At 72.6% G+C, this 12,869-nt stretch carries 14 protein-coding genes; 4 read left to right on the forward strand and 10 right to left on the reverse strand.

Going from position 1 to position 12,869, the window contains the following annotated elements; translation table 11 throughout:
* Positions 1-733: bifunctional DNA primase/polymerase (locus AB0O29_RS05110; RefSeq protein WP_365146287.1), on the reverse strand; the 733-nt coding region annotated here is incomplete at its 3' end.
* A gap of 179 nt (positions 734-912) precedes the next feature.
* Positions 913-1,563: a TetR/AcrR family transcriptional regulator gene (locus tag AB0O29_RS05115; protein ID WP_365146290.1), complete on the reverse strand. Its 651-nt coding sequence runs from the start codon at positions 1,561-1,563 to the stop codon at positions 913-915.
* Between the two features lie 149 nt (positions 1,564-1,712).
* Here AB0O29_RS05115 and ddaH point away from each other — a divergent pair, with 149 nt between their 5' ends.
* Positions 1,713-2,525, forward strand: a complete 813-nt coding sequence (gene ddaH, locus AB0O29_RS05120; protein ID WP_344153421.1) for a dimethylargininase — start codon at positions 1,713-1,715, stop codon at positions 2,523-2,525.
* Between the two features lie 7 nt (positions 2,526-2,532).
* Here the strand turns inward: ddaH and AB0O29_RS05125 are convergent, their stop codons facing one another.
* Positions 2,533-3,546: a small ribosomal subunit Rsm22 family protein gene (locus tag AB0O29_RS05125; protein WP_365146294.1), complete on the reverse strand. Its 1,014-nt coding sequence runs from the start codon at positions 3,544-3,546 to the stop codon at positions 2,533-2,535.
* A gap of 9 nt (positions 3,547-3,555) precedes the next feature.
* Positions 3,556-4,872, reverse strand: a complete 1,317-nt coding sequence (locus AB0O29_RS05130; protein WP_365146297.1) for a multidrug effflux MFS transporter — start codon at positions 4,870-4,872, stop codon at positions 3,556-3,558.
* A gap of 108 nt (positions 4,873-4,980) precedes the next feature.
* On the opposite strand from AB0O29_RS05130, the gene AB0O29_RS05135 reads away from it, so the two are divergent.
* On the forward strand, positions 4,981-5,742 hold the full coding sequence (locus tag AB0O29_RS05135; RefSeq protein ID WP_365146300.1) for an SDR family oxidoreductase: 762 nt from the start codon (positions 4,981-4,983) through the stop codon (positions 5,740-5,742).
* Between the two features lie 77 nt (positions 5,743-5,819).
* Here the strand turns inward: AB0O29_RS05135 and efeU are convergent, their stop codons facing one another.
* Genes efeU through efeO form a run of 3 tightly spaced genes read right to left on the reverse strand, consistent with a single transcriptional unit; the run spans position 5,820 to position 9,162 of the window.
* The gene (efeU, locus tag AB0O29_RS05140; protein ID WP_365146303.1) at positions 5,820-6,656 is read right to left on the reverse strand and encodes an iron uptake transporter permease EfeU; all 837 of its coding nucleotides are present in this window, start codon (positions 6,654-6,656) and stop codon (positions 5,820-5,822) included.
* 30 nt (positions 6,657-6,686) lie between these two features.
* A complete protein-coding gene (gene efeB / locus AB0O29_RS05145) occupies positions 6,687-7,979 on the reverse strand; it encodes an iron uptake transporter deferrochelatase/peroxidase subunit (RefSeq protein ID WP_365146306.1) in 1,293 nt (430 codons plus the stop codon).
* A gap of 31 nt (positions 7,980-8,010) precedes the next feature.
* Entirely contained in the window at positions 8,011-9,162 is a 1,152-nt protein-coding gene (gene efeO, locus AB0O29_RS05150) for an iron uptake system protein EfeO (protein WP_365146309.1), read from the reverse strand.
* A gap of 455 nt (positions 9,163-9,617) precedes the next feature.
* Here efeO and AB0O29_RS05155 point away from each other — a divergent pair, with 455 nt between their 5' ends.
* Positions 9,618-10,268: a PhzF family phenazine biosynthesis protein gene (locus AB0O29_RS05155; protein ID WP_365146312.1), complete on the forward strand. Its 651-nt coding sequence runs from the start codon at positions 9,618-9,620 to the stop codon at positions 10,266-10,268.
* 12 nt (positions 10,269-10,280) lie between these two features.
* On the opposite strand, the gene AB0O29_RS05160 is transcribed toward AB0O29_RS05155, so the two are convergent.
* Together AB0O29_RS05160 and map are read right to left on the reverse strand one after the other, a co-directional pair.
* A complete protein-coding gene (locus AB0O29_RS05160; protein WP_365146315.1) occupies positions 10,281-10,928 on the reverse strand; it encodes a biliverdin-producing heme oxygenase in 648 nt (215 codons plus the stop codon).
* A 129-nt stretch (positions 10,929-11,057) separates the two neighbouring features.
* The gene (gene map, locus AB0O29_RS05165; protein ID WP_365146318.1) at positions 11,058-11,915 is read right to left on the reverse strand and encodes a type I methionyl aminopeptidase; all 858 of its coding nucleotides are present in this window, start codon (positions 11,913-11,915) and stop codon (positions 11,058-11,060) included.
* 72 nt (positions 11,916-11,987) lie between these two features.
* Between map and AB0O29_RS05170 the strand changes: the two genes are divergently transcribed.
* Positions 11,988-12,245, forward strand: a complete 258-nt coding sequence (locus tag AB0O29_RS05170) for a hypothetical protein (RefSeq protein ID WP_365146321.1) — start codon at positions 11,988-11,990, stop codon at positions 12,243-12,245.
* Positions 12,246-12,255: 10 nt separating this feature from the next.
* Here the strand turns inward: AB0O29_RS05170 and AB0O29_RS05175 are convergent, their stop codons facing one another.
* The gene (locus tag AB0O29_RS05175; protein WP_365146324.1) at positions 12,256-12,867 is read right to left on the reverse strand and encodes a hypothetical protein; all 612 of its coding nucleotides are present in this window, start codon (positions 12,865-12,867) and stop codon (positions 12,256-12,258) included.
* Positions 12,868-12,869: the final 2 nt, after the last annotated feature.

Below are 12,869 nucleotides of genomic sequence, written 5' to 3' on the forward strand. Positions count from 1 at the left end.
AGGCGACCGCGGACGGGGTCTGGTCCGCGGTGCCGGCGTACCGGGCGCACGCGTCGGTGAGGGTCTCCAGCAGGGTCAGGGGGTCCGGCAGCGCGTGCCGTACGTCCCGTACCCACGTCACGGCGAAGTCGCCCGGCAGCGCCGCGGGCGGCAGCAGCACGTAGCTGCCGCGGCAGTGCCAGCGCAGCCCGGGGTGCTCGTCCATCGTCTCGGGGTGGCAGTCCAGCTCGCAGGGCCACCACTCGTCCTCGTCCTCGGGCGTGCCCCGGGTGGCGGTGAAGAAGAGCATCCGGGCCTGGTCGCCCGTACCGCCCGACTCGGCGACGGGTCCGACCTCGACGCCGGCGGCGAGCAGCCGTTCCAGGGCGTTGCGGCCGGCTTCCAGGGGGACGTCCAGGACGTCGTGGACCATGCCGGTCGCGGTGATGAAGTTGGCCTGGGGCTGGTTGCGGGCCCAGCGCTCGATCTGGGCGCGGTCGGTGGTCGACTGGGTCTGCCAGGCGAAGGAGACCGGGTGCCGGGCGGGCGTGGGACAGCCGATGCGGTCGCACGAACAGCGGTAGCCGGCGGGATGGGCGGCCGGGGCGACCGGCAGTCCGGCGGCGGCGACGGCCACGAGGAGCGCTTCGCGTTCCTTGCCGGGGTCCTCGGGAGCGGCCTTAGGGCGGCGGCGCAGCCACTGGGAGATCCTGCTCTGCTCGCCGCGTTTGACGCGGCCGGACTCAGACCCCATCTATCCCCTCACCTCACCGTTGCCCCGGCAGACCATTCCATGGTCCCACCATCCCGAGGGCCGGGTGACCGCACCCCCCGTTCCCGCCTTAGCCCCTACTTCCGGCCAATTCCGCACAATCAGGCCATATGTTCCCGGCGTCGCCGTGGTCGAGGGGCGTCCGGCCGGTGAACGGTGACTTATGCCACGCCGCCCGTGTCACCCGTGTCACGCGGGTCGCGCGGGGCACCCGTACCGCCCACCCCGCCCAGTACGGAGTCCACCAGCGCGTCCGTGAAGGCGTGCGTCAGCGGCGCCGTCCGCATCAGCCACCGGTACGTCAGCGGCCCCACCAGCATCTCCGTCACCAGCCGGACATCGGCGTCCGCCGCGAGCTGGCCGGCCTCCGCGCCCGCCCGCAACCGGGCCTCGTACAGGGCGAGCTGCGGCTCCAGCAGCTGCTCGGTGAAGCGCGCCGCCAGGTCGGGGTCGGTCGCCCCGGCCGCCGTCAGGGCGCGCGTGGGGGCCTCGTAGCGGGGGTCGGCGAACTCGTCCACGGTGGCCCGCAGGACGGACTTCAGATCGGCCGCCAGGTCACCCGTATCGGGGAATCCGGCCCAGCCGGAGTCCGTCCAGGCCTCGCCGGACAGCGCCAGCGAGGCGTCCAGCAGGACGGCCGCCTTCGAGGGCCACCAGCGGTAGATGGTCTGCTTGCCGACGCCCGCGCGGGCCGCGATGGCCTCGATGGTCAGCTTGTTGTAGCCGACCTCGCCGACGAGGGCGAGGGCGGAGTCGAGGATGGCGCGCCGGGAGTGCTCGCTGCGGCGGCTGGAGTCGGGGGGCTTGGTCACCGGGCCAACGTACAACCCGGCGAGACGTCTCGTCTCCCGGCCGTTGTGGTAAACCACCCGATCGGTTCACTGCGCGAGCCCGTCCTGAGGAGGGACGATTCTCTCCGTACACACCCGTACCGTGAGTCCGCAGTCGTGAGGAGCCTTCTTTGCGCAGAGACGCCACACCCCGGCGCTACCTGATGTGCCCACCCGCACACTTCAAGGTCACGTACTCCATCAACCCGTGGATGGACCCCACGAAACCGGTGGACCTGCCGCTCGCCCTCGCCCAGTGGGAGGACCTGCGGGACCGCTACCTCTCCCTGGGGCACACCGTCGAGACCCTGGAGCCGGACCCGGGCCTGCCCGACATGGTCTTCGCCGCGAACGGCGCCCTCGTCGTCGACGGCCGGGTCCTCGGCGCCCGCTTCGCCTACCCGGAACGCGCCGCCGAGGCCGAGATCCACCTCGACTGGTTCCGGACGCACGGCTTCACCGACGTCCACGAGCCCTCGCACGTCAACGAGGGCGAGGGGGACTTCGCCGTCACCGCCAGCTGGATCCTGGCGGGCCGGGGCTTCCGCTCCAGCCCGCTCTCGCACGACGAGGCGCAGGAGTTCTTCGGGCGCCCCGTCATCGGCCTCGACCTGGTGGACCCGCGCTACTACCACCTGGACACGGCGCTGTGCGTGCTCGACGGCGACGAGATCATGTACCACCCGCCGGCCTTCTCCCCGGGCAGCCGGGCCGTGCTGCGCCGGCTCTTCCCGGACGCCCTGCTCGTGGACGCCCCGGACGCGGCCGCCTTCGGCCTCAACTCCGTCTCCGACGGCCGGCACGTCCTGCTCCCGCAGGCCGCGACCGGGCTGCTGGCACCGCTGCGCGAGCGCGGGTTCGAGCCGGTCCCGATGGACCTGGGCGAGTTGCTCAAGGGCGGCGGCAGCGTGAAGTGCTGCACCCAGGAGCTGCGCCCGGCCTAGAGCCGGTTCAGGCCTCGTCCGGGGCGTCGGCGGGGGGCCACTGCTCGCCCCACTCGACGTCCCGGGCCGCCTTGTAGAGGGCGCCGTGGCGCTTGGTGACGGTCGCCCGGCCCAGCCCCTCCGCCTCGGGGCCGCACAGGTCCAGCAGGACCAGCCCCTTCCGGATCTGCGGCTTGCGCGTGATCCGGGAGGGGACGGGGACCGTGGGGAAGCGGGTCGCCGCCACGTAGGCGAACTTCTCGTCCTCGTACGGCAGGGAGCCGCCCTTGACCTGCCGGTGCAGGGAGGAGCGGCTGACCCGGGCCGAGAAGTGGCACCAGTCCCGGCCCACCTCGATCGGGCAGGTCCCGTCGTGCGGGCAGGGTGCGGCCACCTTGAGGCCGGCGGCGATCAGCTGGTCGCGGGCCTCGCGGATGCGCAGGTACCCCTCGGGCGTGCCCGGCTCGATCAGGACGACGGCCTGCCCGGCGCGGGCCGCCTCCGCGACGACCGCCCGGCGGGCCGGCTCGGTCAGCTCGCCCAGTACGTACGAGACGGTGACCAGGTCCGCGTCGGGCAGGGCGATGCCCGTCCCGATGACGGCCCGGCGCCAGTCGGCCGACCGCAGGGCGGCGGAGGCCGAGCGGGCGGCCAGCTCCCGGCCGAGGTCGAGGGCCGGCTCCGCCCAGTCGAGCACCGTCGTCGTGCGGGGCCCGTCCCAGGTGGCGTCCACCGCCCAGGTCGCGGCGCCCGTGCCGCCGCCCACGTCCACGTGCGAGCCGGGCACCCACGCGGGCGCGGCCTCCGCCAGCCCGTCCAGCGCCGAGCGCACGGCCTCGAAGGTGGCCGGCATCCGGTACGCCGCGTACGCCGCGACGTCGGAGCGGTCGCGCAGGACGGGGGCGTCGGTGGGGATGGTGCCCCGGTAGTTGGCGATGAGCCGCTCGACGGCGGCCGCGGCCTGCTTCGGCGGGAGTCCGTCGAGCAGCCCGCCGAGCGCGCTGCGGAGGGTTTCGGCGGTGGTGGGGGCGGTGGCGTTCACCAGCGAAGTTTACGGCGCGGCCGGGTCGCCCGGTACGGCCATGGGCTGCCGCTCCCGCCAGGGGCGGCACAGGGCGAGGAAGCAGCCGGCCGCCAGCAGCGAGCAGCTCAGCTGGACCAGGGCCATCGGTACGGCCGTGTGCTCGCCCGCGATCCCGACCAGCGGGGAGGCCACCGCGCCGACGAGGAAGGAGGAGGTGCCGAGCAGCGCGGACGCCGATCCGGCGGCGTGCGGGGTGCGCATCAGGGCCTGCGCGTTGGTGTTGGGCAGCACCAGGCCCATCGCCGACATCAGCACGAACAGGGCGGCGGCGACGGGCAGCAGCCCGACCTCCCCGAACACCCCGGTGGACATCAGCAGCAGGGCCACCGAGGCGGTGGTGAGCACGGCGATGCCGACGGCGAGGACCTTGTCCAGGCTGACCCGGCCGACCAGCAGCTTGCCGTTGACCTGGCCGACGATGATCAGCCCGACGGAGTTGAGGCCGAAGAGCAGGCTGAAGGCCTGCGGGGAGGCCCCGTAGATCTCCTGGACGACGAAGGGCGAGGCGGATATGTACGAGAAGAGCACCGCGAAGGCGAAGCCGCCGGCCAGGGTGTAGCCGGCGAAGACCCGGTCGGCGAGGAGCCCCCGCATGGTCCGCAGGGCGGCGCCCACGCCGCCGGTCTGGCGCCGCTCGGGCGGCAGCGTCTCGCCGAGGCCGCGCCAGACGACGAGGGTCAGCGCGAGGCCGACGGCGGTGAGGACGACGAACACCCCGCGCCAGTCGGCGAAGCGGAGCACCTGGCCGCCGATCAGCGGGGCGATGATCGGGGCGGTGCCGGATATGAGCATCAGGGTGGAGAAGAAGCGGGCCATCTCGACCCCGTCGTACAGGTCGCGGACGACGGCCCGCGCGATGACGATGGCGGCCGCCCCGGCCAGGCCCTGGAGCAGCCGGAAGCCGATCAGCAGTCCGGCGGAGGGGGCGAGGGCGCAGAGGGCGGTGGCGAGGACGTAGACGGCCATGCCGGCGAGCAGCGGGCGGCGCCGCCCCCACTTGTCGCTCATGGGCCCGATGACCAGCTGGCCCAGCGCCATGCCGGCGAGGCAGGAGGTCAGGGTGAGCTGGACGGTCGCGGCCGGGCTGCCCAGGGCCGAGGTGACCTCCGGCAGGGCCGGGAGGTACATGTCCATGGACAGCGGGGGCAGGGCGGTCAGGCCGCCGAGGATGAAGGTGACCAGCAGGCCGGTGCGGCGCGCGGCGGTCAGGGGGGCGGTGGCAGGGGCCGTGGGGGTGGGTGACGGCTCGCGCGAGGGGGCCGCGGAGGGGCCTCTCTCCGACATACGGAACTCCAGTCTTTTGATCAGCTTTATGTGCCCCTGACCGACCCATGCTCTCAGCTGGCGGAACGTTCCGGGACGGATGTCCGCTGTGACGTACTCTGCGGCCCCATGAGCGCACGTGGGAACAAGATCGCTGTAGTGACCGGGGCCGGCTCCGGGATCGGCCACTCCGTGGCCCTCGCCCTCGCCGGGGCCGGCTGGTCGGTGGCCGTGGCCGGGCGCCGCACCGGGCCCCTGGAGGAGACCGCCGCGGCGGCCGGGGAGGGCGCGGACGTCCTGCCGGTACGGGCGGACGTGAGCGACCCGGGCGACGTCACCGCGCTGTTCGAGACCGTGCGGGAGCGGTACGGCCGCCTCGACCTGCTGTTCAACAACGCCGGCACCTTCGGCCCGGCCGGGGTCCCGCTGGAGGCCATCTCCTACGAGGACTGGCGCCAGGTCGTCGACGTCAACCTCACCGGGGCCTTCCTCTGCGCTCAGGGGGCCTTCCGGGTGATGAAGGACCAGGACCCGCAGGGCGGCCGCATCATCAACAACGGCTCCATCTCGGCCCACGTCCCGCGCCCGAACTCGATCGCCTACACCGCCACCAAGCACGCCATGACCGGCCTGACGAAGTCCCTGTCGCTGGACGGGCGCCCCCACCGCATCGCCTGCGGGCAGATCGACATCGGCAACGCGGCGACGGACATGACGGCGCGGATGCAGACCGGGATCCTCCAGGCGAACGGGCAGCTGGCGGTCGAGCCGGTCATGGACGCGGCGGACGTGGCCCGCACCGTCCTGCACATGGCGGAACTCCCGCTGGAGGCCAACGTCCAGTTCGCCACCGTGATGGCGACGGCCATGCCGTACATCGGCCGGGGCTAGCCGCGGAACGGAGAACGGCGCCCGGTTCGTCCCCGCGGAGGGGGGAGCGAACCGGGCGCCGGGCTCGGGAGGCGGGGTTACTTCGCCGCGGCCGGGGTCTTGGCCGCGCCGCGCAGGCCCGCCGGGAGCAGGAACAGGGTCAGGACCGCCGCGAGGTACAGGGTCCACACGACGAGCTGCGCCACCGTCGGGTCCGGCTGGAAGTTGAAGACGCCCTTGAGCAGGACCCCGTACCAGCTGTCCTGCGGGATCGCCGAGCTGATGTCGAACGCCTTGTTCTGCAGGCCGCCGAGGAACCCGGCCTCCTGGAGGTCGTGGACCCCGTACGCGAGGACGCCCGCCGCCACGATGACCAGCATGCCGCCGGTCCACGTGAAGAACTTCGACAGGTTGATCTTCAGCGCGCCCCGGTAGAACAGCCAGCCCAGGACGATCGCCGTCCCGATGCCCAGCAGCACACCGATCAGCGGCGCCGACGAGCCCTCGCCGCTGGCCCGCACCGACGCCCACACGAACAGCGCCGTCTCCAGGCCCTCGCGGCCCACCGCCAGGAAGGCGGTCGCGACGAGCGCGCCGGTGCCCATGGCGAGCGCGGCGTCGAGCTTGCCCTGGAGCTCGCTCTTCAGGTGCCGGGCGGTCTTCTTCATCCAGAAGACCATCCACGTCACCAGGCCGACCGAGATCACCGACAGGCTGCCGCCGAGCAGCTCCTGCGCCTCGAAGGTCAGCTCCTGCGTGCCGAAGGTCAGCAGCGCGCCGAAGGCCAGGGAGATCGTGCAGGCGATGCCGATGCCGAGCCACACGGGCCGCAGCGCCGCCCGGTTCCCGGTCTTGACCAGGTAGGCGACCAGGATGCAGACGACCAGGCTCGCTTCGAGGCCCTCGCGCAGGCCGATCAGATAGTTGCCGAACACGGCGTTTCCTCTCCGGAAGGGACCACGCGACTACGCGAACAGCGTCCGGCCCCACCAGTCGTCCTTGTCGCGGACGCCCGGCGGGACGGCGAAGACGGCCGAGCCCACGTGCTGGATGTACTCGTTCAGCGCGTCGTTCTTCGACAGCTGGCGCTGGATCGCGACGAAGCCCTTGCGGACGTCGCGCTGGTAGGCGAGGAAGAACAGGCCCGCGTCGAGGCGGCCCAGTCCGTCCGTGCCGTCGGTGAAGGAGTAGCCGCGGCGCAGGATGGTGGCGCCGTTGTTGCTGTCGGGGTGCGCGAGGCGCACGTGCGCCTCGGGCTTCATCGCCTTCAGGAACGGCTCGTCGTGTTCCTTGGACTTGCCGACCGGTGCGCCCTCGCCCTTGTCGCGGCCGAAGACGTCCTCCTGCTCCTGGAGGGAGGTGCGGTCCCAGTTCTCGATGTGCATCCGGATGCGCCGGGCGACCAGGTAGGAGCCGCCGGTCAGCCAGTCGCTGCCGTCGCCCGGGCCGACCCACACGTGCTTGTCGAGGGCGGCGGTGTCGGTTCCGGAGATGTTCCGGGTGCCGTCCTTGAAGCCCATCATGTTGCGCGGGGTCTGCTCGTCGGGCGTGGTCGAGGAGGTCTTGCCGAAGCCGAGCTGCGACCAGCGGACCGCGACCGTGCCGAAGCCGATGCGGGCCAGCTGGCGGATGGCGTGGACGGCGACCTGCGGGTCGTCGGCGCAGGCCTGGACGCACAGGTCGCCGCCGGAGCGGGCCTGGTCCAGGTTGTCGTGGGGGAAGGCCTCCAGGTCCACCAGGGCCTCGGGGCGCTTGCCCTCCAGGCCGAAGCGGTCCTTGGCGAACAGGCCCGGGCCGAAGCCGAAGGTCAGGGTCAGGCGGGAGGGCTTGAGGCCCAGGGCCTCGCCGGTGTCGGTCGGCGGGGCCTCGGGGGTGCCCTCGAACACGTCGCCGACCGGCAGGCCGGCCGTCATCAGCCGGGCGGCGGCCGTCCAGTTCTTGAGGAGCTTGACGAGCTCCTCGCGGTCCTTCGTCTTCACGTCGAAGGCCGCGAAGTGCAGCCGGTCCTGGACGGCGCTGGCGATGCCCGCCTGGTGCTCGCCGTGGAAGGGCACGGCCGCGCCGGCGGAGGCCGCCGGCGCGATGTCCGCCCCGCCGTTGAACGCTGCCACGGCACCGCCGGCCGCGGCGGCGCCGAGCGCGAGCCCGGCCCCGCCCCAGCCGAGCACGGAACGGCGCGAGGGAGCTGCCCCGGGCTCGGCGGACTCCTGGGCGGACTCCTGGGCCTCGGACACCTTCGGCTCCTGGGCGTCGGTCATGGTGGTATCTCCCGCTCTGCCTGGCTGTGGACTACTTGGCGACCGCGGCGGCCAGCTTCGAGAGCGGCTCGCCCAGGGCGTTGACGGCGTCCGAGAGCTCCTTGCGCTCGGCCTCCCCGACCTTGTCGTACGAGGTGAACTCGTAGCCGTTCTTGTCGGCCCGGTACTTGTCCAGGAGGGTGTTCAGCGCGGCGAACTGCGTGTCCAGCTGCTTGCCGAGCTCCGGCTCGTTCTTCGCGGTGACGGCCTTGAGGAGCTCGTAGGACTTCTCGGCGCCCTCGACGTTGGCCTTGAAGTCGACCAGGTCGGTGTGGCTGTAGCGCTCCTCCTCACCGGTGATCTTGTTGCGGGCGACCTCGTCGAGGAGCTCCTTGGCACCGTTGGCCATGGAGGTGGGGGTGATCTCCGCCTCGCCGACCTTCTTCTGCCAGGCGGTGAGGTCGGTGATCAGGGTGTCGGCGAGCTTCTTGTCGTTGTCGTCGATCTTGTTGTCCTGGAAGAGGGACTTCTCCAGGCGGTGCCAGCCGGTCCAGTCCTTCGCCGGGTCCTGGCCCGCCTCCAGGCCGTCCTCGCGGACGTCGACCTTCGGGTCGATGTCGCCGAAGGACTCGGCGACCGGCTCCGTGCGCTCCCAGCCCAGGCGGGAGGGGGCGTAGGCCTTCTTCGCGGCCTCCAGGTCGCCGGCCTTGACGGCGTCGGCGAAGGCCTGCGCCTTCGGCATGGTCTCGTCGGCCTGCTCCTGGACGTACTTGCGGTACGCGGCCACGGCGGCGTCCAGCTCGGGGCTGCGCTTCTCGGCGGCGCCCTTGCCGGTGGCCTTGACCTTGGTGCGGATGCCGTCGCCCTTCATGCCGGGCTTGCAGGTGAAGAGGTAGTCACCGGCCTTGATCTCGGCGGTGATGGTGGCCTTGGTGCCGGGGCCGATGTTCTCGCGCTCGGCGACGATGCGGTCGTCCGGGAAGAGCACGTACAGCTCGGTGACCTTGGAGCCCTTGTTCTCGACCTCGATGGAGACCTTGCCGGCCGGGAAGTCGGTCGTGGAGACCTCGCAGGCGCTGTCGGTCGCGTTCACGTGGATCACGTCCGAGCCGCCCTTGTCGCTCTTCTCCGCGCAGCCCGTGACGGCGGTGAGCGCGGCGACGGCTGCCGCCGCGGTGAGGACGGTGAGACGGGCGGGGCGCATGGGGGCTCCTGGCGAGGGTGGAGGCGTGGGGCGGCCTTGGTGAGGCGGACCTAACTTAACCGAGGCTTACCTGACCGATACCCACTCGTCCAGTGATTCAGCTCTCACCTTCCGGCCCCGGACACGGACCCGTCACGGCCCCTCCATGACCGGCTCAAGCGAAGGTCAAGCGCGGGTCAAGTCCCCGTCCGCATTCCGTGCGGGACCGGGGTTACCGTCCGGTTTCGCCCCGGTCGGGAGGTGTGGGGGGAGCGCCGGGGGCGCACCGGTGCGCGGGCGCGGGAGCGCCTCCGCCGGCTGCCGGTGGACCCGGCCGAGCGGCCCGTCCCCGAGGGTCGTCCCCGAAGACCGCCCCGAAGGCCGCCCCGAAGGCCGTCCCCGAAGAGCCCGGCCGCCGCCGGGGCGGGGCGGGCGCGCAGGGCTGAAGCCCGGTGCGCCCGTGCTTGAATGCCGCTGTGAACGATCTCGACGTGATCAAGGTGTTCTGCTCGGGCGACGGGCGGCACGGCAACCTGCTCGGCGTCGTCCGCGACGGCCGCACCGTCCCGGACGACGCGGACCGCCAGGCCCTCGCCGCCGAACTCGGCTACAGCGAGACGGTGTTCGTCGACGACCCCGAGCGCGGGGTCGTCGACATCCGCACCCCCGGCACGCGCCTGTCCTTCGCCGGGCACCCGCTGGTCGGACTCGCCTGGCTGCTCGACATCGAGGAGCTCCAGCCGCCCGTCGGATCCGTGTGGGCCCGGGGCGACGGGGAGTTCACCTGGATCACGGCCCGCCCCGAGTGGGTCACCGGCAAGCACACCCGGCAGTACGCCAGCGCCGCCGAGGTCGACGCCCTGCCCGCCCCGCCGCCCGGCGAGGGCTGGCTCTACGCCTGGGCCTGGGAGGACGAGCCCGCCGGCCGGATCCGAGCCCGGGGCTTCCCGCGCCGCCCCGACGGGGCCGTCGCCGAGGACGAGGCCACCGGCTCGGCGGCGATCCTCCTCACCGCCGAGCTGAACCGCGCCCTGAACATCACCCAGGGCGCCGGCTCCCAGCTCCTGACGGCCCCGGCCCCGGACGGCACGGTGGAACTCGGCGGCCGCGTCCGCTTCGCGTCCTGACGGACGGGCCGGTCAGGCGCTGATCCGGAACTCCTCCCCGAGCTCCCGGAACACGGCCCCGTTGAAGTCGAAGGCCCGCTTGCACTCGTCGACGATCCGCCGCTTCTCCAGGTCGTCGGCGGCGATCGAGTCGAGCAGCTCCCGGTACCCCCGCTTGAACGCCGCCGGATTGGCGATGTCCGCGAAGACGTAGAACCGCACCCCGTCGCCCTTGCGCTCGAAGCCCCAGGTCCGCTCCGCCTTGTCCCGGATGATCTGCCCGCCGGAGAGGTCGCCCAGGTAGCGGGTGTAGTGGTGGGCGACGTACCCGCCCGGCCAGCTCTCCGCGCAGTGCGCCACGCGGGCCGCGTACGCCCGCGTCGCGGGCAGCGCCGTCACCGCCTCCCGCCAGCCGGGCCCGAGCAGGTGCGCCAGGTCCCGCTCGATCTCGGCCACGCGCATCAGCTCCGGCCTTATGAACGGGCCCGCCACCGGGTCCTCCCGGAGCGCGTCGGCCGCGTCCTCCAGCGCCCGGTACACGAACCACAGCTGCTCGGTGTAGCGGGTGTAGGCCTCCACGCCGAGCCGCCCGCCGAGCAGGTCGCTCATGAAGGTGGAGGTCTCGGCTTCGGTGTGCTGCTCGTGCGAGGCGACACGGATGACCGTGGAGAAGGCGTCCAAAACGGACCTCCGGAGAAGAGGAATCGGGCGCGGCGACACAGCCGCCACGCCCGATCCTCCTGCTTAGGCATACCTAAGTCAATGTGTTCCCGACGCGTTGTCGGTAAAAAATCCCCACGGCCGGGGCCGCTACGGCAGGGTGAGGACCTCCGCCCCCGTCTCCGTCACCACCAGCGTGTGCTCGAACTGCGCCGTCCGCTTGCGGTCCTTGGTGACGACCGTCCAGCCGTCGTCCCACATGTCGTACTCGTGCGTGCCCAGCGTCAGCATCGGCTCGATCGTGAACGTCATGCCCGGCTCGATGACGGTCGTCGCGTGCGGGCTGTCGTAGTGCGGGATGATCAGGCCGGAGTGGAAGGACGAGTTGATGCCGTGCCCGGTGAAGTCCCGGACCACGCCGTAGCCGAACCGCTTCGCGTACGACTCGATGACCCGGCCGATGACGTTGATCTGGCGGCCCGGCTTGACCGCCTTGATCGCCCGGTTCAGGGACTCCCGGGTCCGCTCCACCAGCAGCCGCGACTCCTCGTCCACCTCGCCGCACAGGTAGGTGGCGTTGTTGTCGCCGTGCACGCCCCCGATGTACGCGGTCACGTCGAGGTTGACGATGTCGCCGTCGCGCAGCACCGTCGAGTCGGGGATGCCGTGGCAGATGACCTCGTTGAGCGAGGAGCACAGCGACTTGGGGAAGCCCCGGTAGCCGAGCGTCGAAGGGTAGGCGCCGTGGTCGCACATGTACTCGTGCGCGACCCGGTCCAGCTCGTCCGTGGTCACCCCCGGCGCGATGTGCTTGGCGGCCTCCTCCATCGCCCGCGCGGCGATGCGGCCGGCGACGCGCATGGCCTCGATGGTCTCGGCGGACTGCACCTCGGGGCCGGAGTACGGCTTGGGGCCGGGCTTGCCCACGTACTCGGGCCGGCGGATGTTTCCGGGAACGGAACGGGCGGGAGAGAGCTCGCCTGGTACGAGCAGCGACTGGCCAGACATGCAGGCGAGTGTATCCAGCGGGCATGGGGCAGCATGGCGCTGTAGACGAGGACCGAGAGGAGCCGGGAGACGATGGCCCTGTTCAAGAAGCGTCAGGTGGGCAAACCGGGCGAATGGTACTACTGCCTGGTCCACCACAAGGTCGAGGAGGGCCCCGAGTGCCCCGCCAAGGACCGCTTCGGCCCGTACACGACCCCCGAGGAGGCCGCGCACGCCATGGAGACGGCCCAGGAGCGCAACCTCGAATGGCAGAACGACCCCAAGTGGAACGACAAGACCCGCGAGGGGCAGGAGGAGGAAGGGGACGGCACCGGCACCACGGCCCCCTGACGCCCTCCCCCTACCAGCGGCTGGGCGGCGGCGCGGCCAGCTGATCGGCCAGCCGCGCCAGCCGGTCCCGCAGCCGGAGCCGGCCCGTGCCCCGCCGCACCGGGAGCCCGTTCTCCCCGGCCGCGGCCCCGACCAGGTGCTGCACGGTGTCCAGGTCCAGGGCGCAGTCCTCGGCCGGCACCGACAGCGCGTCGTGCGCGAGGGCTCCCAGGTCCGCGTCCCCGCCGTCCAGGGACAGTACGGTCGCCCCCGCCCGCCGGGCGTCGTGGACCCGCTCCAGCAGCCCCTCGCCCGGCGGCCCCGGGGCCACCACCAGCAGGGTGTGCCCCCGCCGGGCCGCCTCCAGCCGGCCCAGCCCGACCGCCAGGTGCGGCGGCGCGTCCGGCAGCACGCGGTGGCGGACCAGCGTCGGCGCCAGCTCCGCCCGGCCGGACCAGGCGGCCTCGTCCACCAGGTGCGCCGCCAGGTGCCAGGGCTCGTACCGCTCCGTCCCCACCAGCAGCAGGCCCCCGCCGGCCGGCGTCACCGCCCGCCGCAGCGACCCGGCGAACCTCCGCGCCTCTCCCGGCCACGGCGTCCCCGCCAGCACCTCGCGCAACAGGGCCACCCTCACGGCATCCATGG

It is taken from the genome of Streptomyces sp. NPDC089915 (genome assembly GCF_040684675.1).
Taxonomy (GTDB): Bacteria; Actinomycetota; Actinomycetes; order Streptomycetales; family Streptomycetaceae; genus Streptomyces.